Origin of the sequence: Sinorhizobium sp. CB7, assembly GCF_041357635.1 — a bacterium.
In the GTDB taxonomy this organism is placed as follows: Bacteria; Pseudomonadota; Alphaproteobacteria; order Rhizobiales; family Rhizobiaceae; genus Rhizobium.
Window position 1 is genome coordinate 19,064 of record NZ_JAULLL010000032.1, and the last position, 23,358, is coordinate 42,421.

Below are 23,358 nucleotides of genomic sequence, written 5' to 3' on the forward strand. Positions count from 1 at the left end.
GAACTCCATCAAGGGAGAAAGGGAACATGAAGAAGATATTCGCATTGGCGGCCGCCGTCGCGGCCATGGCAACATCCCTGCCGGCATCGGCAGCGGATCTTGTTTTCACGAGCTGGGGAGGCACGACGCAGGACGCTCAGAAGGCTGCCTGGGCCGACAAATTTACCGCGAAAACCGGCACCAATGTCCTCCAGGACGGGCCGACCGACTACGGCAAGCTCAAGGCCATGGTCGAGGCGGCGGGTGTCTCCTGGGATGTCGTCGACGTCGAGGGTGACTATGCCGCGCAGGCCGGCAAGAAAGGGCTGCTCGAAAAGCTCGATTTCTCCGTCATCGACAAATCCAAGCTCGATCCGCGCTTCGTCACCGATTATTCGGTCGGCAGCTTCTATTATTCGTTCGTGATCGGCTGCAACAAGGACGCGGTCGACGCCTGCCCGAAAACATGGGCAGATCTGTTTGATACGGAGAAGTTCCCCGGTAAGCGCACCTTCTATAAGTGGTCGGCGCCGGGAGTGATCGAGGCAGCGTTGCTCGCCGATGGCGTTCCCGCCGATAAGCTCTATCCGCTCGATCTCGACCGTGCCTTCAAGAAGCTCGATACGATCAAGAGCGACATCATCTGGTGGTCTGGCGGCGCACAATCTCAGCAGCTCCTTGCCTCCGCCGAGGCGCCCTTCGGCAGTCTGTGGAATGGCCGCATGACGGCGCTCGCGCAAACCGGCGTCAATGTCGAAACATCCTGGGAGCAGAACATCACGGCCGCCGACTCGCTCGTCGTACCCAAGGGCGCGAAGAACAAGGATGCCGCGATGCAATTCATCGCGCTGGCCACTTCCGCCGAGGGGCAAGCCGAACTCGCCAAGGCGACTGGTTACGCGCCGACCAATATCGAGTCACCGAAGCTGATGGACGCGGAGTTGGCCAAGACGTTGCCGGACGCGCAGACGGCGAGCCAGGTCAATGCCGACATGAATTACTGGGCCGAAAACCGCGATGCGATTGGTGAGCGCTGGTACGCCTGGCAGGCGAAGTAACCACCGGGAACGGCCGGGAGGACGTTGCGGCGTTCTCCCGTTTGCTCCGGTGGCCTGAAGGCGGCGCGCCGTCCGTTTCAGACGGCGCCTTGCCTCGATAAGGAGGAGAGAACGATGGTATCGCACACCGAGATCGAAAGACCGTATGCACCTGTGCGTGTCCGGCGGCCGACCAACTTTGATTTGACATTGCCGGCGCTTGGCCTGCTGATCCTGTTTTTCGTGCTGCCGGTTGCCATCCTGTTGACGCGCAGCGTCACGGAGCCGGTGCCGGGTCTTGGCAATTATGTCGAACTTCTGGGCTCTTCGACCTATCTGCGGATATTCGCAAACACATTCATCGTTGCCGGCCTGGTCACGTTCGTTTCCTTGCTGATCGGCTTTCCCGTCGCGTGGGCGCTGGCGATCATGCCCAGCCGTGTCGCTTCGGTCGTCTTCGCCATTCTGCTTCTATCCATGTGGACGAACCTTCTTGCGCGCACCTATGCCTGGATGGTGCTGCTGCAACGAACCGGGGTCATCAACAAGATGCTGATCGGAATGGGCCTCATCGACAAGCCGCTTCCGCTCGTCAACAACCTCACGGGCGTGACGATCGGCATGACCTATATCATGCTGCCCTTCATCATCCTGCCGCTCTATGGCGTCATTCGCAAGATCGACCCGGCTATCCTGCAGGCGGCCGCGCTCTGTGGCGCCAATCGCTGGCAGTCGCTCGTGCACGTCTTGCTGCCGCTTGCCATGCCGGGCATGGCGGCTGGCGCGCTCATGGTCTTTGTCATGTCGCTCGGCTACTTCGTCACCCCGGCGCTGCTCGGCGGCACCGCGAATATGATGCTCGCCGAACTCATCGCCCAGTTCGTGCAGTCTCTCGTCAATTGGGGCATGGGCGGTGCTGCGGCGCTGGTGCTGCTGGTGGTCACACTGGTGCTGTACGCCGTACAGCTCCGCTTCTTCGGTACAGATCGGATGGGAGGGCGCTGAGATGCTTCTGAATTTCGATCGCCTCGGCTGGTGGAAGCACGTTCTCCTCGGCATCACGCTGTTGACGGCCGCATTTCTGCTTCTGCCGATCCTCTTCATTGCGGCACTGTCCTTCGGATCGTCGCAATGGCTGATTTTTCCGCCGCCCGGCTGGACCCTCAAATGGTATCAGGAGCTTCTCGCCGATCCGCGCTGGATCGAGTCCGCCTGGACGAGCTTCCGCATCGCGATCATCGTCACCGTCCTCTCGGTTCTCCTGGGACTGGTGACGTCGTTCGGCCTGACGCGCGGGCGCTTCATCTTCCGGGAGGCGTTGAAGGCGCTTTTCTTCACGCCGATGATCTTGCCGGTCGTCGTGCTTGCGGTCGCGCTCTACGCCTTCTTTCTGAAGATCGGTCTTAACGGAACCCTGACCGGCTTCGTCATTTCCCATCTGGTACTGGCGCTTCCCTTCTCGATCCTGTCGATCACCAGTGCGCTCGAAGGATTCGACAAGTCGATCGAGGACGCTGCCGTACTTTGCGGCGCGTCTCCGCTTGAAGCCAGGATCCGGGTGACTCTGCCGGCGATCAGCCATGGCATTTTCTCCGCGGCGATCTTCTCGTTCCTTACCTCCTGGGACGAGGTGGTCGTCGCGATCTTCATGTCGAGCCCGACGCTTCAGACACTTCCTGTCAAGATCTGGGCGACGTTACGGCAGGATCTAACGCCGGTCGTAGCCGCGGCCTCCACGCTTCTCATCCTCCTGACCGTGTTTTTGATGGTGCTCGCCGCCCTCGTTCGCAAAGGATTTAAGTCATGAGCAAACCATTCCTGCAAATCCGGGGTATCCGCAAGGAATACGGTCCTGTGACTGCCGTGCAAGAGGTCAACCTCGATGTGGCGCAGGGGGAGTTCCTGACCTTTCTCGGACCTTCGGGATCGGGAAAAAGCACGACGCTCTACATCCTGGCCGGCTTTGAGAACCCGACGCGCGGCGACATCCTGCTCAAGGGCGAGTCCCTGCTGGCGACGCCTTCGCACAAGCGCAACATCGGCATGGTGTTCCAGCGCTACACGCTGTTCCCGCATCTTTCCGTCGGCGAGAACATCGCGTTTCCTCTGACGGTCCGCCGACGGCCGAAGGCGGAAATTGACGCCAAGGTGCGCGAGATGCTGAAGCTCGTCCGCCTTGAGGGCTTCGAGGACCGCAAGCCCGTGCAGATGTCCGGCGGCCAGCAGCAGCGCGTCGCGCTGGCGCGCGCACTCGCCTATGACCCGCCCGTATTGTTGATGGACGAGCCGCTCTCTGCCCTCGACAAGAAGCTGCGCGAGGAGATCCAGCACGAAATCCGCCGGATTCACCAGCAGACGGAAGTGACGATCCTCTATGTCACGCATGACCAGGAGGAAGCACTTCGCCTGTCCGATCGCATTGCCGTTTTCTCGAAGGGCGTGATCGACCAGATCGGCACGGGGCCGGAGCTCTATGCCAATCCCGCCACCCGTTTCGTGGCCGAATTTATCGGCGACAGCGATTTTCTGCCCTGCAATGTCGTCTCTGCTGCCAATGGTCGGGCCGAGGTTGCGATCTGCGATACCATGACCGTTTCCAACATCCCCCTGCATGGGACCGCATCCTCCGGCAGCAAAGCCGCGCTCATGCTGAGGCCCGAGCGTCTGCTCCTGTCCAAGACCAAGTCAGATGCGGGGTTGCCTGTCACGATCAGCGACATAACCTTCCTCGGCAACAACGTGCATGTGTCCACGAAGACCAGCAAAGGCAACGACCTGTCGGTCCGCCTGCCATTCGGCCACGAGGCGATCTCTGGGCTCAATCGCGGCGATGCCGTCTGGCTGAGGTTCGATGCCGGATCAGCGCACATCTTTGGTCAATGATTATAGACACCGTGCCGAAGAGACGCCGGTTATCGCGTGAGGAGGCCTGTGAATGACGATTTCGGAAACACTTCTCGTCAAGCTGAAGGATTCCAGCCTCGCGGTCGACAGGGGACTGGTCGGAGCCGAATGGCTCGAGAGGAGCGACAGCGGCAAGACGTTCGACGTTACCAATCCGTCAACCGGCGAGGTTATTGCCACCTTGCCCGACATGAGCCGGGCCGAAACTGCGCGTGCCATCGATAGAGCTCACGCGGCACAAAAGGCGTGGGCAAAGAAGACCGGCAAGGAACGCGCCGCGGTGCTTCGCAAACTCTACGACCTCATGGTTGCCAACGCGGACGACCTCGCCACCATCTTGACCATGGAAATGGGCAAGCCTCTGGCGGAGGCGAGGGGCGAGATCCTCTACGGCGCGTCTTACGTCGAATGGTTCAGCGAGGAGGCGAAGCGCGTCTACGGCGACACCATTCCCGGTCACCAGCCGGACAAGCGCATCATCGTCCTCAAGCAGCCGGTCGGTGTCGTCGCGGCGATAACGCCATGGAATTTCCCGAACGCGATGCTTGCGCGCAAGATGGCGCCTGCCATTGCCGCAGGCTGCGCAATCGTTTCGAAGCCTGCTGCGGAGACGCCTCTGTCGGCGCTGGCGCTTGCACTGCTCGCCGAGCGCGCCGGCCTGCCTGCCGGGATCTTCAACACGATTCTGTCGACCGATTCCGCCGCAGTCGGTATGGAAATGTGCGCTAGTGACAAGGTCCGCAAGCTCACCTTCACGGGCTCCACCAATGTCGGGAAAATATTGATGCGCCAGGGCGCCGACCAGATCATGAAGCTGGGTCTGGAACTCGGAGGCAATGCGCCCTTTATCGTCTTCGATGACGCGGATCTCGATGCCGCGGTCGAAGGCGCCATGGTCGCCAAGTACCGCAACAATGGACAGACCTGTGTCTGCGCCAACAGGCTCTTCGTGCAGGCCGGAATCTATGACGTCTTTGCCGAGAAACTCGCCGCCAGGGTTCGGGAGATGAGGGTCGGCGACGGGTTCGAGCCTGGCATCGATACCGGTCCGCTGATCTCGAAGAAGGCGCTCGCCAAGGTCGAAGAACATATCAGCGACGCTGTGGCGAAGGGGGCGGAAGTGGCTCTCGGCGGCAATAGCCAAGGCGGTCTGTTTTTCGAGCCGACCGTCGTGACGAGGGTCACCATGGACATGAAGATCGCCCGAGAGGAAACCTTCGGGCCCGTTGCGCCACTCTTCAGGTTTGAGACGGAGGAAGAGGTCGTTGAAATGGCCAACAATACCGAGTTCGGACTGGCGTCCTACTTCTACGCGAAGGATGTCAGCAAGATCTTCCGGGTGGCGGAAGCACTGGAATACGGCATGGTCGGCATCAACACGGGCCTGATCTCGACGGAGGTGGCGCCCTTCGGCGGTATCAAGCAGTCCGGGCAGGGGCGCGAAGGCTCCAAATACGGCATCGATGACTATGTGGAAATCAAGTATCTCTGCCTCAGCATCTGAGCATGCGTGACGCGTGTGCGCGCAGACGCATGGCTCCCATGGGCTAGCTTGTGCCCTACGGCGTCTTTCTGAATGTGATCTTAGCCGATCGCAGGACGTTCTTCCGTAACACTTAAATCGGGATCGATTTGATCGTTACGCGATCTTGCGCGCCCGCGCGGATGCATCGCGCAGCAAATCAAACTCGCCCGCATTTTTCATTTTCGCATCATTTCCCGCTCATGTCTGCCTCATCCGCGGTTGCTAAACGCAACTTCAGGATAAGGCGAAAGGACGTTTCATGCAGGTATTCTGCGATTTTGATGGAACCATATCGATCGAAGACGCGACGGATGTGGTGCTAGCGTGCTTCGCCGACCCCGAATGGGAAGACATAGAGCGGCAATGGAAACAAGGACTGATCGGGTCGAGCGAATGCATGCGCCGTCAGATCGCCCTCATCCAGCCAAGACGGCACGAACTCGATGCTCTCCTGGACACGGTGTCAATCGATCCCGGCTTTGAGACCTTCCTTTCCTACTGCCGCCGCAACGACATTCCGTTGGCCATCGTCAGCGACGGCGTCGATTATTTCATTCGCCGTATCCTGGCCAGTCACGGTATCGGCGATCTGCCGATCGTCGCGAATGTTCTGACCCATCGCTTCGCCCATGGCCGAGAGGTCTACTCTCTTTCTGCGTCGCTGACGGCAGCCGGCTGCACATCGGGTTCGGGCGTCTGCAAATGCCGGGTCGTCGATGGCGCTGAACTGCGGATCTATATCGGCGATGGGCGAAGCGACTTCTGTGTCGCCGACAAGATCGATCTTGTCTTCGCAAAGGACAAGCTCGCCGACTACTGCGACAACAGGGGCATCCCGTATGTCCCTTTCGAGAATTTCTTCGATCTCCTCCCCAAGATGAAAACAGCTCTCCCCGATCTCGCGGGGGGACGCCGCACGCTGATGCATTCCAAGATCGCATGAACCAGACCGAGAGGCATAAATGAATATCAATGTTGCTGAAGCCTTCCGCGACGAGAGGCAATTTCCCGTCAGATCAGAGGCTGAATTGCGTATCCTCGAAGAAGCCTATTGCTCCCATGGCGATACCGTCCACTACACCGAGAAGCCGAAATTCTTCGAGGAATGCGACGGTTCCTATCTCTACGATGCCAATGGCACGCCGTTTCTCGATCTGCAGATGTGGTATTCCGCAGTCAATTTCGGCTATCGCAACAAGCGCCTGAACGCGGCTGCGCAACGGCAGCTTGACCGGCTGCCGCAAGTCGCCTCCCAATACCTGCATCGCGAGAAAGTGGAACTTGCGGCCATGATCGCGCAAGACGCCGAACGCAAGTTCGGGCGCAAGGGGCGTGTCCATTTCAACGTCGGCGGCTCTCAGGCCGTCGAGGATTCGCTGAAACTGGTGCGCAACTACACCGGGGGCAAGAGCCTGATGTTCGCCTTCGAAGGCGGCTACCACGGCCGCACCCTCGGCGCTTCGGCGATCACCTCGAGCTATCGCTACCGTCGCCGCTTCGGCCACTTCGGAGAGAGAGCGCAATTCGTTGAATTTCCTTATCATTTCCGTGGTCCGAAAGGCATGTCGAAAGAGGAATACGGCGAGGACTGTGTCCGCAAGTTCGCCCGTCTCTTCGAAAGCGAATATAACGGCGTGTGGGATCCGAAAGCAGGCACTGCCGAATACGCAGCCTTCTATATAGAGCCGATCCAGGGCACCGGCGGCTACGTCATTCCGCCCATGAATTTCTTCACAGGATTGAAGAAGGTTCTGGATGAGCACGGCATCCTGCTTGTCGTCGACGAGATCCAGATGGGCGTCTATCGCACCGGCAAACTCTGGTCGATCGAACACTTCGGCGTGGCACCGGACATTCTCGTCTTCGGCAAGGCGCTCACCAACGGACTCAATCCGCTGTCGGGCGTCTGGGCGAGGGAAGAGATGATCAACCCGACGATCTTCCCGCCGGGCTCGACGCATTCCACCTTCGCAAGCAATCCGATGGGGACTGCCGTGGCTCTCGAAACCATGAAAATGCTGGAAGAGGAAGACTTCAGTGCGTCGATCATGGCCAAAGGCGCCTACTTCCTCGATGGCTTGAAACAGCTCCAGAAGCGCCATGCCATCGTCGGCGATGTCGATGGGCTGGGGTTGGCTCTCCGCGTGGAGATCTGCAAGGAGGATGGCTACACCCCCGACAAGGCCACGATGGATTGGCTCTGCGACGAAGGCATGAAGGGCGACCTGCAGGTCGGCACGAATATGTACGGCCTGGTGCTCGATGTCGGCGGCTACCACAAGAATGTCATTACGCTTGCGCCGAACCTGCTCATCACCCGGGAAGAGATTGATCTGGCCCTTGCCCTGCTTGATCAGCTTCTGACCCGCGCAGCCAGGAGATAGGACGGTGCAGCTCCTTCTTCTTCATCTCGATGATGCGTTGGAGTTGCAGCCTGATTTCGTGCGCGCCTGCCGGCTTGCGGGCGCGCGCCAGCATAGCGATAAGAAAAATGGCGAGGCGGTCAGGCTCTGGAGCAAACAGCAGGCGCTCGATGATCTTGGCCGCGATATCGCAAAGAGCGTGCCGTTCCCAGGCAAGCATCCTCAGCTCTGCTTCCTGGGTTCGGGAGACTTTCACCATGTGACGGCGCTGCTTCTCGATACCGCTCTGGAGCGTCAGCCGGTTTCGACCACTCTCATTCATTTCGATAATCATCCGGACTGGGTCACCTTCGACGGCGGGATGCATTGTGGATCATGGGTCAACAGCGCGCTTGCGCACCGCAACATCCAGAAGGTCATCACTATCGGCGTCTGCAGCCGCGATCTTCGCAACCCGGAGCGCAAGGGGGCCAATCTGCGCTGGCTGAGCGATGGCAGGCTCGAACTCTACCCCTACCGGCATCCGCCGAGCCGCGTGGCTGGCGATTACGGCACCGGCGCCAGCTACCAGCAGGAGAAGGGCGCGCTGCATTGGAAATCCATTTCCGAGATAGGTGAGGAAAACTTCATCGACCACATACTGAGCCGAATTGGCACCCAAGCCGTGTATCTGACGATCGACAAGGACGTATTGGCGGCCGCCGACGCCGTCACGAATTGGGATCAGGGCAGCATGCGGCTGCCCTACCTCCTGACGCTGATCACCGAAATCGGCAGATGCCATCGCATTATCGGCGCGGATGTCACCGGCGACTATTCCGCACCTGTTTATGCCGGTGATCTGAAAACCCTGTTGTTGAAAAGGGCCGAAATCTTCATCGATCAGCCATGGTTCCGGCACGAGGCTGACGAGACGAGAACCATCAACAGCGCCGCAAACCACGCGCTGCTGGAGGTTTTGGCGGAGCACATGCAATGAGCGGCAGCCTGACCCTCCCTATGCTCGGCCTGATCCTCTTCTGTGTGTTGGCGGAAACGGCACGCGAGATCTGCTTCAAGCAGTCGGCAACCGAAGGCCAGCTGCTTTCGACGTTGGCCAGACCGATCACATGGCTGGGCATCGTCTTCTGGGCAGTTGAACTATTGGCATGGACCGCCGTGCTGGAGCGCGTACCGCTCTCCATCGCCTTTCCGCTGATGGCGCTCAGCTACGTGGTCATCGTGTTCGCCGGGGCCGTGATCTTCAAAGAAAACATCAACTTCCGCCACGCGACGGGCGTTCTTCTCGTGACCGCCGGCGTGGCCTGCGTGGGAGTAACCGGACTATGAAAATCTTTGCTCATACCAGATGGGATGCGGCTCCGGTTCTGGCCGCCGTGGCGCATCTTGCGTTTGACATCTATCTGATCGTCGGCTTCCAAAGCCGGCCACTATGGCTCTCCGCGGTTCTCGGCTGCCTCTATGCCGTGTCGATCTCGTGGAATATCAACAGCATATCCCATAATTTCATTCACACGCCCTATTTCAAACCGCGATGGATGAACTATGGCTTCAGCCTGCTGGAATCGGTCGCGATTGGCTTCTCCCAGACCTATTATCATTGGGTGCATATGCGCCACCATTCCGGCAACAGCGACCGGCCGAACGAAAAAGGTAATACGATCGACCTGCTGTCGATCTATCGTCACGGCCGCAACGGCGAGCCGGAGAACGTGTGGTCCTACACTCTGCTGAGCTTTTTCCGCGACAGCCTCGGCGACATCCACAAGGCCATTGCCAGCAAGCGTCCGTTCGATGCCAAGTGGGGTCGGTTCGAGCTCTACTTCTTCCTAGGTCTCGTCGCAGTGGCGCTGATATACGACTGGAAGGCAGTGCTGTTTTTCGTTCCCTTCTATTATTTCGGCAACTGCCTGTCATCGTTGAACGGCTATTACGAACACCTGCACGGCGACCCGGATGAGCCGATCGCCTGGGGTGTGAGCAGCCATAAGCCTTTCTATAACTGGCTCTGGTTCGGCAACGGCTATCACGCCGAACATCACTATCGGCCGCGCACGCACTGGACGAAACTGCAGGCGCTTCACGAACAGATCAAGGACGAGCAGGAGAGGGCCGGCACACATGTGATCAGCACCTGCCACGCGCTCGGCTTCATGGCCAAGGAAAACCGCCAGGCTGATACGGAGCTTTCGCATGAGCTCTGAAGGTCTTTCTTTCTTTCTCGAGGGAGACAACGGCAAAGGTGTGCTTCTCGTCCATGGGCTGACGGGCGCACCGGCGGAAATGAAACTCGTTGCCCGCCAGCTTCATCGCAGGGGCTATAGCGTCTACGCACCGCTGCTGGCAGGGCATGGCGAAGACATCAGGACATTGCGGCGGTCACATTGGCAGGATTGGCTGGAAAGTGTGCTGCTGGCGTCCGAACTTCTGGCCGGGCGAACAGAGCATGTTTTCGCCGCCGGTATCTGCGTTGGCGGCAAGTTGTCGATGCTGGCCGCCAACTGCCGTCCGGAGTTGATCACAGCGGTCGCGATCTATTCGCCGTGCTTCCACTATGATGGTTGGGATGTTCCCTTCCACTATACGCTGCTTGCGTCGCAGATCGGCTGGCTGTCCCGCGTTCCCTTTCTCGACCGGCTCAATTTCAGCGAGACACCGTCACTCGGCATCAAGGACGAGCGCATGCGGCGGATGATCGAGGGGATGGCCGGCAACGGCATTCTTGAGAAATTTCCGGGCAAGGGCCTGGTCGAGATGCATCGGCTGGGCAAGACACTTCGCGACAGGCTGCCGCAGATCCGCACGCCGACGCTGATCCTGCATGCGGAGGACGACGATCTCAGCAGCCCGAAGCATGCGCGCTACATTTCCGACCATATCGGCGGCCCGCACGAGCTCATATGGATCAAGGACAGCTACCACATGATCCATGTCGACCGGCAGCATCGGCAGGTGGCGGATTTCACGGCGGATTTCTTCGAGGCGAGCCATGCAACAGCTCTTGCTTAGACCCGCCCCGGCACCGGCAGGCGATCGCGCCGCAGAGGTGCATTTCAGCATCCGCTCCGTCGGCCGTGACGCCTGGAACGCCTGCTTTCACGATCAGGTCGAGGATTATGATTGCCTGCTGGCCATAGAGGAAGCGGGCATCGAAGGCTTCGAATGGCGTTACATCACCGTCGTCGAAGATGGGAGGGTCAGTGCGGCCATGCCGGCTTTCCTCTGCCCATATGCACTGGACACGACGCTGGAGGACGGCATGCTTCGCCGTCTGGTTCGCCATGTGCGGCAGCATTTCCCACGCTTCCTGACGCTGCGCCTTGCCTGCCTCGGTTCGCCTTGCACCGAAACTGGCGTCGTCGGCTTCCATCCAGAAGTTCCCTCCGATCATCGCGAGTCGCTGTTTGCGGAGCTTCTCTCATCTTTCGAACAGCATGCGGCAAAGGAAGATTGTGCGCTGATGGGCCTCAAGGACATCCCGCGGCCGATTGCCCCGGAGTTGGATGGGTTGCTTCAGGTCCGTGGCTACACCGCGATCGGTGGCCTGCCGACCGCCTGGCTCGATATCGATTTCAAGACAATCGACGATTATCTCGCGCGGCTTTCGAGCGGCACGCGCAAAGATATGCGGCGTAAGCTCAAATCCTTCGATCAGGTCAGGGTGGAGATAAGAACGGACTTCGGAAACCTGCTGCCGCAGGTCATGGCGCTCTACCACGATACCCGCAATCGCAGCGAATGGCAGTTCGAGGAACTCACTGCCGCCTATTTCGAGGGCATTCTCTCCCGCATGCGGGGGCGTTCCTTCTGCGTCTTCTACTTCATCGAGGATGAGCTGCTTGCCGCCAACCTGATCGTCCATGACAAACGCATCGCCATCGACAAATTCTTCTGTATGGATGGCGAGCGGGGACGACCTCACAATCTCTATTTCCTAAGCTGGTTCACCAACCTGCGCTATTGTCTCGATCACGGCTTGAGCCGCTATCAAAGCGGTCAGGCCTATTATGAAAACAAGCTGCGGCTTGGCAGCAAGCTGACCGCCAACGCCATGTTCTTCCGCCATCGCAATCCGGCTCTGCAGGCAATATTGCGGTTGGTCTCCCCGCTGTTTTCAGCAGACGAGGCCGGCCAATGAGCTCGATGCGCCTGTCCTGGCTTGCGGTGCCGGTGTTGAACACGCTGTTCCAATTCTTCATCAAGCACGGAGCCGAGCAATTGGACGGGGCGAGGGCGGACTGGCTGGGGCATGCGCTCGCTTCACATTGGATCCTGGCGGCGATCGCCGTCGAGATCGCCTGCTTTTTCATATGGATGAACGTGCTGGCTGAACTCGATCTGAGCAGGGCCTTTCCCCTTTCCGGTATCAGCTATGTCCTGATCATCGCCACGGGGTGGTTCATCTTCGGCGAACCCATCGTCGGTATCCAGGTCGTCGGCAGCGGGCTGATCCTGATGGGCGTCTGGCTGATCGCCAGGGCATCCCGGGTTTAGAGCGGGATGGGAAAAGTGTGAGCGGCTTTCCGCCCGCATTCCGCTCTAATCTATTGGAATCTAAGCGATACGGGTGAGGAATGGTAATGTCCGAATTGCAAGTCGAGAACCGTCGCCAAACCATCAGCGCGCCAGCAACTGCTTTTACAGACTGGATCCTGAAGCGTGCTTTGTCGTGTATCGTGACGCGGGGCTCGCTGTGCGTGACGACCGCCAGCGGCCACATCCTGACGTTCGGGGACGGCTTCGGCGAACCTGTCCACGTCCGCTTTACCGACAATCGCGCGCAATGGGCCTTTCTGATGGACGCCGACCTGCGGCTCGGCGAACTCTACATGGATGGTCGCTTTCTCGTCGAGCGGGGCTCGCTCTACGATTTCGTGGCAATGATGCTGCGCGAGGCGCAGAACCAGAAGCATCCGCTCATCGCCCGCGTGATCGACCAAATTCGAACCAGATTGCGGATTTTCCGCCATCGCAATCTGCCGGGACGCTCGAAGACGAATGTCGCGCATCACTACGATCTCGATGGCCGGCTCTACGAGCTTTTCCTGGATGCCGACCGCCAATATTCCTGCGCCTATTTCGAACATCCCGATCAGTCCCTCGATGAGGCGCAACTGGCGAAGAAACGGCACCTTGCTGCCAAACTGCTGATAGGGCCGCACAACAGGATCCTCGACATCGGCTGCGGCTGGGGCGGCCTTGCTCTGCACCTGGCCGAGCAGGCGCCGGGCGGCCATGTTCTGGGGATCACTTTGTCCGAGGAACAGCACGATTATGCATTGAAGCGCGTGCCGAGCACCAACGACGTGGCGTCCGCGAAGATTGAATTTGCCCTTAAGGACTACCGCAGCCTGACAGGCCGCTTCGATAGGATCGTTTCCGTTGGCATGTTCGAGCATGTCGGCTTGTCTTCCTACAGAACATTCTTCCGCAAATGCGCTGACTTGCTGCAGGATGACGGGGTCATGGTCCTTCACACGATCGGCTGCTCTGCAACGCCTGGCTTCACCACGCCCTGGCTCGACAAATATATCTTCCCGGGCGGCTATATTCCCGCTTTGTCGGAGATCGTGCCGGAAATCGAAGCGGCGGGATTGACGATCACCGATGTGGAAGTGCTGCGCCTGCACTATGCCTGGACGCTCTCCAACTGGCGCAAACGATTCATGAAGCACCGGGCCGACGTGGCAGAGCTTTATGACGAGCGCTTCTGCCGCATGTGGGAATATTACCTTTCAACCGCGGAAGCCGCGTTTCGTTTTGAGGATCTCGTCGTCTTTCAAATCCAGATGGGCAAGCGCAACGATGTCATCCCAGTGACGCGCGACTATATTGGCCCGCGGGCTATTCCTGGACCAAATCCAGGGAAAATGCCAAGTGAGCTTCCGTTCAAAATTGTGTAGTAACAAAATTCTACAGAGGTTTTCTCTTCTATAAGATGAACTCTCTAGAAGCCGATCTGGAATGATCTGTTGAGCGTAATGCCGATGATGTTCTGATTAGCCGAACCGATATCCGACGTGATCGGACTGTCGGCGGCATCGCCCACGAGACGCCTGTATTGGTTATAGACCTGCACGCTCCAGGCCGGCGTTATCGAATAGGTCGCGGCCACCGTGAAACCGACGGACTTGATGCCGCCGTCGGCATCGAAGGCACCGAGACGGCCGTTCTTTGCCGCTTCTTTCTCGGAAACGCCAAAGTTGTTGTTCATGTAGGTAGAGTTCGCCAGCGTCATGCGCGGGCCTATGGACAGAACCAGCTTGTCGTTGATCGGCTGGAACCAGTCGAGCGACAGATCGGCGACGAAACCGTCGCCGCCCCAGAGTGCCTGACGCATTTCGGCGCGCATGCGCAACTGGTTTTCCATCGGCCAGTATTGCACGAACGCGCCAGCATCGAGATTCCATTGAACCCGATGCAGTCCATGCAGACGAGAATCGTCAAAGACAGAACGGCCACCCCTCAAGCCCACGACCGGACCGATCTCGACGCCACCGAAGTCGAACAGCGTGAAGTCGAAATTGTCGTCCGGGACGTCATATCCCGCAGGTTCGCCGAGGCGGCGGATGTCGAAGGAGGGCAGGCCACTGAACGAGAAGTGTTTCGATCCCTCATAGGATGGCCCGTATTCGGCCGTGCCTCCCAGTGTCACGATCCACTGATTGGTCGAGGGCTTTGCGGCTTCCTGAGCTGACGCCGGCTGAAAACCCACGAGCGACAACGCGAATAAAGCGATTGCGATCCTGGACGAGGTGACAACGTATGAGGATACTTTCATGCCGAAAACCCGATTCAGTTGCGCGTCCGGCCGCCCATATCGAGATATGGGTGCGATCGATCACCTAGAATGTAGCGGGCCCCCAAAGGCCATCCCGATCCCTATCGAGATGGCTGTACTTTTAGGGTAATTCAGGAAAGGTTGAAAGAGGGCAGATGCTTACTGACATATGATCTGTCCGTGGTAGTGGTTATTTCTCCACACTCGTTGCCCGAGAGCCGGATGTCTGCGCTTCTCTCCTTCCTCGTCCCTGTGCTTGTCACAGGGATCCAGCAGCGCCGTGTCCACATTCGCAACTGAGACAAGGTGGATTTTCAAAGGACTCAAGTCGAAGATATATCTCATTGATTATAAATAATAAATAATATGTTGCCTTGATTAAGTCGTTTGTGTAAACGTATACACAATGATATTTGGGAGGAGATTTCATGCCACGGAAATTGCGGCTTGGCGTCATCGGCGCCGGCCTGAAGGCGGCTGAATATGCTGAAAGCTGGGCGAGGATGGCCGAGCTCGAATTCGTCGCGCTCGCCGACACGATCTCCTCCTCCCGCCGGCGCCTGATCGATGTCTGCGTTGCGTCCGGTGCACCGGAGCCGAAGAGCTTCGAGGACTATCGGGAAATGCTTGTTCAGTGCCGCGACGAGCTCGATATCGTCTATGTCTCGACCCCGCACGCCTTCCACGGGGAACAGGCGATCGCGGTTGCTGAGGCCGGTCTCGACCTCTTCCTCGAAAAGCCGATGGTTACCACCGTCGCCGAAGCGGAGGGGCTGATCGCTGCGCAGAAGAAGAGCGGCGTGGCGATCGTCACCGCCTTCCAGGGCGGTCTTTCCCCATTGGTCATCGATACCCGCAGGCGAGCCACGGCCGGCGAATTCGGCGAACTGATCGCGATTTCCGGGATGATCTGGGAAAGCTGGTCGAGCAACTATGACGGCCACTGGAAGCAGCAGCCCGAAATTTCAGGCGGCGGCTTCATGTTCGATACCGGTGCGCACATGATGAACACCGTTTGCCTGCTCGCCAACTCCGATTTTGAAAGCGTTTCGGCCTACATGAACAGTCGCGGCAAGAAGGTCGATATAGCCACCGCTGTCTCGGCGCGCCTCAAGAACGGTGCACTTGCGACACTGACGGCGGCCGGCGAGGGGCCTCCCGGCTGCGCCTCCTACATTACCTTCTTCTATTCCAAGGCGATCGTTCGCATAGACGCCTGGGGCGGCTGGCGCGAATTGAGCACGGGCCGCACCAGCGCGCACCGCGAAGAGGCCGAGATTCTCGGCAACCCGATGAAAAGCTTCCTCACCATTCGTGCCGGAGCTATGGAGAACACCGGCTCTGTTGAAATGGGCCTGCGATTCGCCAGGCTGTGGGACGCAATCAAGGAATCGGCAGCAGCGGACGGCGCGCCCGTCAAAATCGCTGCGTCGTAAGCGCATGGAACGTCTGGGATGAACAAGCGACGGATCACCTCGAAAGAACTGGCAAAGCTTGCCGGGGTGTCCTCCGCTACCATTTCCCGCGCCTTCTCGCCGGATTCCAGGATCGGCAGCGCCACACGCGATCGCATCCTGGCAGTGGCGCGCGAACACGGCTATCAGCCGAATGCGATCGCCCGCTCGCTGAACAGCCAGCGTTCGCGGCTCGTCGCACTTGTCGTCAACGCGATCGGCAACCCCTGTGAAGCCGAGGAGCAGCAGCTTCTCGTCCATCGCTTGCAGGCGCGCCAGCTTCTGCCCATCATCCTCTGCTGCGCCGATCATTCCGACCGGCTGCAGCTCATGCGCCTTGCCTCGACCTATCAGGTCGATCACGTCGTCATCTTCTCCGACATGGTATCGATGAAGGACGCCGTCGATATCTTCCATACGACGAAACCGATCATCGTCTCCTTTGAGCCGCTCGAGAACGAAAGCGTTTCCAATATCCGCATTGACGGCTCGGCTGCCGCCGACGAGATCATCGACAAGATCGTCCGCGACGGCAAAAGGCGTTTCGCCTATCTCGCCGGTACAAAGTCGAGCTGGATCGACAAGCTGCGCCGCAAGTGGTTCGCCGATGCGCTCGCCAAACGCGGCCTCTCGCTGCAGGCGGAAGCCTTCGGCGACTATGGCTATGACTCCGGCTTCAAGGAAGCCGTCCTCCTGCTGCATCGCTCCAAGGTCGACGCCATTATCTGCGGCAATGACGTCATGGCGATCGGTGCCCGCGACGCGGCCCGCCGTGTCCTCGGCAAGAACACGCCCGACGATATCGCCATCGTCGGCCAGGACGGCATCGCCATGGCGGCCTGGGACTGCAACGATCTGACCACGCTGAGCCTCGACCATGTCGCTTTCATCGACGCCGTGATCGAGTTGATCGAGCGTCACGATGCGGGTCTCGAAGGCCCGCACAGCATATTGCTCAGTTGCACGGTCCGTTGGGGCTCGACCGCATAAAAGACTAAGATATTCTCGAGCGACAGCTGCTCCTATTCGCCTGGAACTGCCTCTGCAGAGGATTCCGTGCGCCGCCTGGACAACCAGGCGTTCACCCCGTCGAGATAGAGGTAGACGACCGGCGTCGTGTAGAGAGTCATCGCCTGGCTGAGGATGAGGCCGCCGACGATCGCATAACCCAACGGCTGGCGAAGCTCGGAACCCGTTCCATGTCCGAGCATCAGCGGCACGCCGCCGAGAAGAGCGGACATCGTCGTCATCATGATCGGTCTGAAGCGAAGAAGACAGGCGTGGCGAATAGCCTCCTCGGGACTCATACCGTGATCGCGTTCGGCCACGATCGCGAAATCCACGATCATGATGCCGTTCTTCTTGACGATGCCGATCAGGAGGATCACCCCGATCAGAGCAATGACGGTGAATTCGAAGCCGAAGCTTTCCAGCATCACGAGGGCGCCAAGGCCGGCCGAGGGCAGCGTCGACAGGATGGTCAGCGGATGGATATAGCTCTCATAAAGCATGCCGAGGATGAGGTAGATCACCACGATCGCGGCGAGTACGAGGAGCGGCTCGCTGGCCAATGAATCCTGGAATGCCTGGGCGTTGCCCTGGAACGTGCCGGTCAGCGTCGGGGGTGCACCGATGGCGATCTGGGCCTGCTGTATCGCCGAGACGGCCTGGCTGAGGGCCGCTCCCTTTGCGAGGTTGAACGACAGCGTCACTGACGGGAACTGGCCCTGGTGGTTGATCGCGAGCACCGTGGTCGGTTGCGTTGTCTGCTTGACGAGCAGGCTCAGAGGGACCTGCTCGTTGGTAAGCGGCGATCGGATATAGAGCTGATTGAGCGCAAGCGGCGAATTCTGCGCGTCGGGCGCGACCTCTAGGACAACGTGATAGCTGTTGAGATCGGTGAAATACTGCGTCACCTGACGCTGGCCAAAGGCGTCATCGAGGGTGTCGTCTATAAGCTGGGGCGAGATACCGAAACGCGAGGCCTGGTCGCGGTCGATGGTCAGTGTCAGCGTCGCGCCATTATTCTCCTGGTCGGTAGCCACATCGGTCAACTGAGGCAAAGTCTTCATTTTGGCGAAAAGCTTCGGTGCCCATTCATTGAGTTCTTCGACATTGCCGTCCTGCAGCGTGTATTGAAATTGTGTGCGCGCGAGGCGTCCACCGACCGTGACGTCCTGCGATGGCTGAAGAAAGAGCGCGGCTCCTTCCACCTGCGCGAGCTTCGGACGCAGCCGATCGATGACCTCGCTCGCGGAGGCGTCCCGCTGGTCTCTGGGCTTGAGCGTAATGAACATGCGTCCGTTGTTGAGAGGCTGTCCGCCCGTTGCCCCGACGGCCATGCCAACGGTGTCGACGGCGGGATCGCTCGCGACAATGCGGCCAAGCGCCTTCTGATACTTCACCATCTCTGCAAAAGACGTGTCCTGCGCCGCTTCCGACAAACCAAGGATAAGGCCGTTGTCCTGGATCGGGAAAAACCCTTTCGGGATCGTAACGAACAGATAGCCGGTGGCGGCGAGGGATGCGATGAAGATTGCGAATGTCACCCGATGGTGATGCAGCGCCAGATCGAGCGACCGCCGATAGCCGTTCAGCATGGCGTCGAAAAACCGCTCCGAGGCCATATAAAGCCGACCGTGGCGCATGCGGCTTTCCTCCTTCAGAAAGCGGGCGCACATCATCGGCGTGAGCGTCAGGGAAACGAATGCGGAGACGGCAATCGTCATCGTTATCGTGATTGCCAGCTCGCGAAACAACCTGCCAATGATGCCGCCCATCAGCAGCAGCGGAATGAAAACGGCGATCAGCGACAGACTGATGGATACGATCGTGAACCCGATTTCGCTGGAGCCGTCGATGGCTGCCCGTATCGGCGATTTACCCTCTTCCATGTGCCGGTGGATGTTCTCGAGCATGACGATGGCGTCATCGACGACGAAGCCGACGGAGATGGCAAGCCCCATCAGGGAGAGATTGTCGAGGCTGAAATTCAGCACGTACATGAGCCCGAACGTACCGACGAGAGCGAGTGGCACAGTAATGCTCGGGATCGCCGTCGACCAGAAGTTACGCAGGAACAGGAAGATCACCATCACCACCAGCACGATGGTGATGAGCAGCGTTTCTTCGACGTCCCGAACCGAGGCGCGGATCGTCGTCGTGCGGTCGCTGAGGATCGAGATATGCAGTGCGCGAGGTGCTGTCGCCTGCAAGGCCGGCAGCATGGCCTTGATCTTGTCCACGGTGTCGATGACGTTTGCGCCCGGCAGCTTGAAGATCGGCAGCAGGATCGCCGGCTTGCCGTTTGCCCAGGCCTGCAGTTGCGTGTTTTCCGGGCCGTCGATCGCCTTGCCGATATCGCTCACCCTGACTGGAGCGCCATTGCGGTAGGCGACGATCGCATCATTCCACGGTGCCGCCTCCAGGATCTGGTCGTTGTCATAGACGGTATAGGTATGCGTCGGCGCCTGTATCTCCCCTTTCGGTCCATTCGTCGTGTTTGCGACGATGGCGCTACGAATATCCTCAAGTGAAAGGCCGAGCGCTGCGATCTTGCTCGGATCGATCTGGATGCGCACGGCCGGCTTCTGCTGGCCGAAAATGGTAACCTGCGAGACACCGGAGACTTGGCTGATCTTTTGAGCCAGAACGTTTTCGGCATAATCGTCGACCTGCGTCAGCGGCAGTGTGTCCGATGTCAATGCCAGAGCCAGAATCGGAGAGTCGGCAGGGTTCACCTTGCGATAGGTTGGAGGCGACGGAAGGTCCGTCGGCAATTGGCCGGAGGCAGCGTTGATGGCAGTCTGCACGTCCTGGGCGGCGCCGTCTATGTTGCGGTTGAGATCGAACTGAAGCGTGATGGCGCTGGTGCCCTGCGTGCTGACGGATGTCATCTGGGTCACACCGGGAATCTGGCCGAACTGGTGTTCGAGCGGCTGGGTAACCGAGGAAGCCATCGTCTGCGGACTTGCGCCCGGCAGTTGGGTCGAGACTGAGATCGTGGGAAAGTCCACCTCCGGCAGCGGCGCGACCGGCAGAAGTGGGTAGGCAGCCAAGCCGACGGCAAATATGCCGACCATGAGGAGCGACGTTGCGATTGGACGCTGGATGAATCCGGAGGAGATCGACATCTGTTTTCAACCTTTCGGGCCGCCGGCTGCGAGCTGTTGGGTGTTAGTCTGGGCAGCAATCTTTGTGCCGGGTTCGAGGCGGTATTGGCCGGATGTCACCACGTGTTCTCCGGCCGAAAGTCCGGTTGCCACGCTTGTGCGGTCGTCCGCGACCTGGTCCGTCGTGATAGGCCGCGCCTCCACCGTATCGTCGGCCTTGACGACATAGACGAAGAAGCCGTCCGGTCCTCTCTGCACGGCGGCGGAGGATACGGTGACGGCACCATGCTGCAGTTGCACCCGCACGCGCAGGACGACGAATTCCCCTGGCCATAGCTTTTCGCTCTTGTTGGGAAAGGTCGATTTCAGGCGGATCGTGCCGGTGGTCTGATCGATTTCGTTATCGATCAGCGTCAATGTTCCCTCGCCGAGGACGTCACCGTCCTTTGTCAGGGCCGTAACGTCGACCGGGCCGTTTTTCAATGCGGTCTGCAGTTGCGGGAGATCGTCCTCGGGGAGGGTGGATATCACCGAAATCGGCTGAGTCTGCGTGATGACGACCAATCCCGTCGTATCGGCGGCATGAACGATGTTACCCTGGTCGACCAGCCGTATACCGGTGCGCCCATCGAGGGGAGATGTGATCTGCGTGTAGGAAAGCTGCGTGGCCGCATCGTTCTTGGCGGCCTGGTCCTGCACTATCTGCGCCATCAACTGGTTATAGGTGGCGCGCTGGTTATCCAGCGTCTGCTGCGTCATGCTTTGACCGACGAGCTTCGCGTCCCGATCGAGGGTGACTTTGGCATTTGCAAGATTGACCTGGTCCTGGTTGAGCTTGGCGACAGCCTCGTCATAGGCGTCCTGGAAGGGGCGGGGGTCGACGACCGCCAGAACATCGCCTTTCTTGACCGCCTGGCCTTCCTTGAAGCGCACCTCCTGCAATACGCCATCCACCTGGGTCTTCACGGTGACGGTATTGAATGCCTGGACCGTCCCGAGCCCCGAAAGATAAACCGGAACGTCCGTCTTCGTCGCTGTTTCGATATGCACCGGGACCGCCGGGTCCGCAGGCGGCACGGCAGCGACCGTCTGGTCGTCATGTCTCAGCCACAGGGTAGCGCCACCCGCAACGGCCAAGAGAAGGGCAATAAGCCCGAGACCGGCGCGGCTCATGCGGCGGCGAGGTCTTTTGGGGAGTTCGGTCTCGCTCATGGAAAATAAATCTCCAGGCTGTTGAACAATGTTTCGTAGGAGCGCCAGGCACTTTGGATTTGCGCACAAAGCGTCCTTCCGAGCGGCTCCGCTCGGGGTAAATCTGCCGAATTGCACGGTGGACTTATGAGGGTAAAAGGCTGTTCTGCTATGTCGAGCAGATTGCCCGCGCGCCGAATAAATCCGCGAAACTCATATTCCTACGCATCGAAGTGCCTTGATCTTGAAAAACGACTCGTCCTTCGGTTTACGCAGCAGAAGCAACACGTCCGGCTTTTACTATCGACAGCAAGGTGGTTCGGACGAGCCAGACGCTGACAAGAGCAGACGACTTATGCCGCAAGTGCGTCGATCGGTCCGTCCCGGAAAAAGCCCTTTTCATTGGCGGCCCGATTACCGTTAAAAGGTGGCGTTCCATTTCGACAAGATTGTGTTTTTCAGCAGGTTACACAGAAAAGTGACGCTCGCGCGATCAGCCTCGATTGCGAAGATCCGGGGCTGCACTCAAGCTGCATCTTCTGTGTGTCGCGTAGAGTGTGCAGCGGTTTTGCGGCAGTGCACCATAACAAAATTCTCAAAGTCTGACGCGTGCGCTTTCTCACGCGACAGGCTTCGCTGAGCCAATAATGATCCGACATGGGCAGGTCCTTCTGCCAATCGTCAATGACGATCTGCGCCGGCACGGAATCGTCAATCGAGGTAGGGCCGCAATGCGCCCAGCAGCGGACGTTAGCTCGCCTCGAGTGGGCGACCGATTTGGGGCCGTTAGCCGGCGGGCTGCTTTCGGGGAGCAGGCGCTGAAAGCTGACATTCGTTCCTCAGCGGCTCGAAGGTCCGCTTGACCCGCAGCAGACGATTTTTGCTGCCCGCCGGGGTGCATGACCTCGAATGTCCGGTCTACGGCAGGGAAAGTTCGGGACGCTTGCGTTTCCTGCGCGAGCAGGTTAAATACTGAACTAGATGGTTCAGTATTTAAGTCCTCCCCTCGATCTCTCGTTTGCGGCGCTGTCCGATGCGACCCGCCGCGGGATCATCGATCAGCTTGGGCGAGGGGACGCGTCGATCACCAGTCTCGCGGACAAGTTCCAGATGACGCTGACGGGCATGAAGAAGCACGTCCAGGTTCTCGAGCGGGCGGGGCTCGTCGTCACGCAGAAGGTCGGACGGGTGAGAACCTGCAAGCTTGGGAAACGCGGCCTCAAGGCGGAGGCCGAGTGGATCGAGGCACATCGCAAGCTCTTCGAGGCCCGCTTCGAAGCATTGGACGAAATCATCAGCGAAATGAAACAGGAGGAAAGCGATGACTCAGCAAGTTAACAGTGCAGGTGGTGCGCAGAACCGCACGTCAGTCGAGCGCAGAGGGGATCGCGAACTCGTCGTAACGCGGACATTCAATGCGCCGCCGAGCACGGTTTACAGGGCCTGGAGCCAGCCCGAGCTGTTCCAGCGCTGGTGGGTGCCAAAATCGGTATCCGGCGTTTCGCTCGTATCGTGCGATATGGACGTCCGTACCGGCGGCAAATATCGGCTGGAATTCGGCGCCGGCGGTTCGGACACCATGGCCTTCTATGGCAAGTATCTCGAGGTGGTGCCGAACGAGCGCATCGTCTGGACCAACGACGAGGGCGAAGAGGGCGCGATCACGACGGTGACCTTCGAGGACCAAGGCGGGAGGACACTACTGAATTTCCACGAAGTCTATCCGTCCAAGGAGGCGCTTGAGGAAGCACTACGGGGCTCGGCGGCCGCATTGCCGGAACAGTTGGAGCAGCTCGACGAATTGCTTTCCAGCATAGGCGAATAGCGCGGGTCGGAAAACTCGCCTCGGGGGAACGTCTGCTCTTGGGAAGTGTCTCCACCGGCCTTTCCGGCCGGAGCGGGGCGCAGTATGCGCTCCTCACGACGTGCGGGCTGGAACCAGCAATCTGAGCCGTCGCACGGCGGCTTTTTAGCTGGATGCCGGCCTAACTGTCTAACTGCCGTCGATCGCC

21 protein-coding genes are annotated in these 23,358 nt (G+C 59.3%); 18 read left to right on the top strand and 3 right to left on the bottom strand.

All coding sequences use genetic code 11. The annotated features are described in order from the left end of the window. Positions 1–26: 26 nt before the first annotated feature. The 14 genes from AAE029_RS34480 to AAE029_RS34545 all read left to right on the top strand — a co-directional run bounded on the left by AAE029_RS34480 (position 27) and on the right by AAE029_RS34545 (position 13,711). Positions 27–1,037, top strand: coding sequence for a polyamine ABC transporter substrate-binding protein (locus AAE029_RS34480; RefSeq protein WP_371077440.1), 1,011 nt, complete (start codon positions 27–29; stop codon positions 1,035–1,037). Positions 1,038–1,151: 114 nt separating this feature from the next. Then, positions 1,152–2,021, top strand: a complete 870-nt coding sequence (locus AAE029_RS34485) for an ABC transporter permease (RefSeq protein ID WP_371077441.1) — start codon at positions 1,152–1,154, stop codon at positions 2,019–2,021. A gap of 1 nt (position 2,022) precedes the next feature. Further along, positions 2,023–2,823: an ABC transporter permease gene (locus tag AAE029_RS34490; RefSeq protein ID WP_371077442.1), complete on the top strand. Its 801-nt coding sequence runs from the start codon at positions 2,023–2,025 to the stop codon at positions 2,821–2,823. Beyond that, entirely contained in the window at positions 2,820–3,899 is a 1,080-nt protein-coding gene (locus AAE029_RS34495) for an ABC transporter ATP-binding protein (RefSeq protein WP_371077443.1), read from the top strand. Before AAE029_RS34490 ends, AAE029_RS34495 begins: the two co-directional genes overlap by 4 nt. A 52-nt stretch (positions 3,900–3,951) precedes the next feature. Then, positions 3,952–5,424, top strand: coding sequence for an NAD-dependent succinate-semialdehyde dehydrogenase (locus AAE029_RS34500; RefSeq protein WP_371077444.1), 1,473 nt, complete (start codon positions 3,952–3,954; stop codon positions 5,422–5,424). 280 nt (positions 5,425–5,704) lie between these two features. Beyond that, positions 5,705–6,388: an MtnX-like HAD-IB family phosphatase gene (locus AAE029_RS34505; protein WP_371077445.1), complete on the top strand. Its 684-nt coding sequence runs from the start codon at positions 5,705–5,707 to the stop codon at positions 6,386–6,388. Between the two features lie 19 nt (positions 6,389–6,407). After that, positions 6,408–7,829 carry an aspartate aminotransferase family protein gene (locus tag AAE029_RS34510; protein ID WP_371077446.1) on the top strand — a complete coding sequence of 474 codons (1,422 nt, stop codon included), beginning with the start codon at positions 6,408–6,410 and terminating at the stop codon, positions 7,827–7,829. 4 nt (positions 7,830–7,833) lie between these two features. Further along, the gene (locus AAE029_RS34515) at positions 7,834–8,787 is read left to right on the top strand and encodes an arginase (RefSeq protein ID WP_371077447.1); all 954 of its coding nucleotides are present in this window, start codon (positions 7,834–7,836) and stop codon (positions 8,785–8,787) included. Then, complete coding sequence (locus tag AAE029_RS34520) at positions 8,784–9,137, top strand: EamA family transporter (protein WP_371077448.1); 354 nt, start codon at positions 8,784–8,786, stop codon at positions 9,135–9,137. Before AAE029_RS34515 ends, AAE029_RS34520 begins: the two co-directional genes overlap by 4 nt. Beyond that, positions 9,134–10,012, top strand: a complete 879-nt coding sequence (locus AAE029_RS34525) for a fatty acid desaturase (protein WP_371077449.1) — start codon at positions 9,134–9,136, stop codon at positions 10,010–10,012. The genes AAE029_RS34520 and AAE029_RS34525 overlap by 4 nt, the downstream gene beginning before the upstream one ends. Further along, a complete protein-coding gene (locus tag AAE029_RS34530) occupies positions 10,002–10,817 on the top strand; it encodes an alpha/beta hydrolase (RefSeq protein ID WP_371077450.1) in 816 nt (271 codons plus the stop codon). The genes AAE029_RS34525 and AAE029_RS34530 overlap by 11 nt, the downstream gene beginning before the upstream one ends. After that, the gene (locus AAE029_RS34535) at positions 10,798–11,946 is read left to right on the top strand and encodes a peptidogalycan biosysnthesis protein (protein ID WP_371077451.1); all 1,149 of its coding nucleotides are present in this window, start codon (positions 10,798–10,800) and stop codon (positions 11,944–11,946) included. Before AAE029_RS34530 ends, AAE029_RS34535 begins: the two co-directional genes overlap by 20 nt. Then, on the top strand, positions 11,943–12,302 hold the full coding sequence (locus AAE029_RS34540; RefSeq protein ID WP_371077452.1) for an EamA family transporter: 360 nt from the start codon (positions 11,943–11,945) through the stop codon (positions 12,300–12,302). The genes AAE029_RS34535 and AAE029_RS34540 overlap by 4 nt, the downstream gene beginning before the upstream one ends. Positions 12,303–12,388: 86 nt before the next feature. Further along, positions 12,389–13,711, top strand: coding sequence for a class I SAM-dependent methyltransferase (locus AAE029_RS34545; RefSeq protein ID WP_371077453.1), 1,323 nt, complete (start codon positions 12,389–12,391; stop codon positions 13,709–13,711). Between the two features lie 44 nt (positions 13,712–13,755). On the opposite strand, the gene AAE029_RS34550 is transcribed toward AAE029_RS34545, so the two are convergent. Beyond that, a complete protein-coding gene (locus tag AAE029_RS34550) occupies positions 13,756–14,589 on the bottom strand; it encodes a MipA/OmpV family protein (RefSeq protein ID WP_371077454.1) in 834 nt (277 codons plus the stop codon). Between the two features lie 428 nt (positions 14,590–15,017). Between AAE029_RS34550 and AAE029_RS34555 the strand changes: the two genes are divergently transcribed. Then, positions 15,018–16,025: a Gfo/Idh/MocA family protein gene (locus AAE029_RS34555; protein ID WP_371077455.1), complete on the top strand. Its 1,008-nt coding sequence runs from the start codon at positions 15,018–15,020 to the stop codon at positions 16,023–16,025. 18 nt (positions 16,026–16,043) lie between these two features. After that, the gene (locus AAE029_RS34560) at positions 16,044–17,033 is read left to right on the top strand and encodes a LacI family DNA-binding transcriptional regulator (RefSeq protein ID WP_371077456.1); all 990 of its coding nucleotides are present in this window, start codon (positions 16,044–16,046) and stop codon (positions 17,031–17,033) included. A 32-nt stretch (positions 17,034–17,065) separates the two neighbouring features. Here AAE029_RS34560 and AAE029_RS34565 read toward each other — a convergent pair whose 3' ends face one another. Together AAE029_RS34565 and AAE029_RS34570 are read right to left on the bottom strand one after the other, a co-directional pair. Further along, a complete protein-coding gene (locus tag AAE029_RS34565; RefSeq protein WP_371077457.1) occupies positions 17,066–20,176 on the bottom strand; it encodes a multidrug efflux RND transporter permease subunit in 3,111 nt (1,036 codons plus the stop codon). A gap of 6 nt (positions 20,177–20,182) precedes the next feature. After that, positions 20,183–21,367 carry an efflux RND transporter periplasmic adaptor subunit gene (locus tag AAE029_RS34570; protein WP_371077458.1) on the bottom strand — a complete coding sequence of 395 codons (1,185 nt, stop codon included), beginning with the start codon at positions 21,365–21,367 and terminating at the stop codon, positions 20,183–20,185. Positions 21,368–22,327: 960 nt separating this feature from the next. On the opposite strand from AAE029_RS34570, the gene AAE029_RS34575 reads away from it, so the two are divergent. Continuing rightward, the gene (locus AAE029_RS34575) at positions 22,328–22,684 is read left to right on the top strand and encodes an ArsR/SmtB family transcription factor (protein ID WP_371077459.1); all 357 of its coding nucleotides are present in this window, start codon (positions 22,328–22,330) and stop codon (positions 22,682–22,684) included. Beyond that, complete coding sequence (locus tag AAE029_RS34580) at positions 22,668–23,171, top strand: SRPBCC family protein (protein WP_371077460.1); 504 nt, start codon at positions 22,668–22,670, stop codon at positions 23,169–23,171. The genes AAE029_RS34575 and AAE029_RS34580 overlap by 17 nt, the downstream gene beginning before the upstream one ends. The last annotated feature ends 187 nt before the right edge of the window (positions 23,172–23,358 follow it).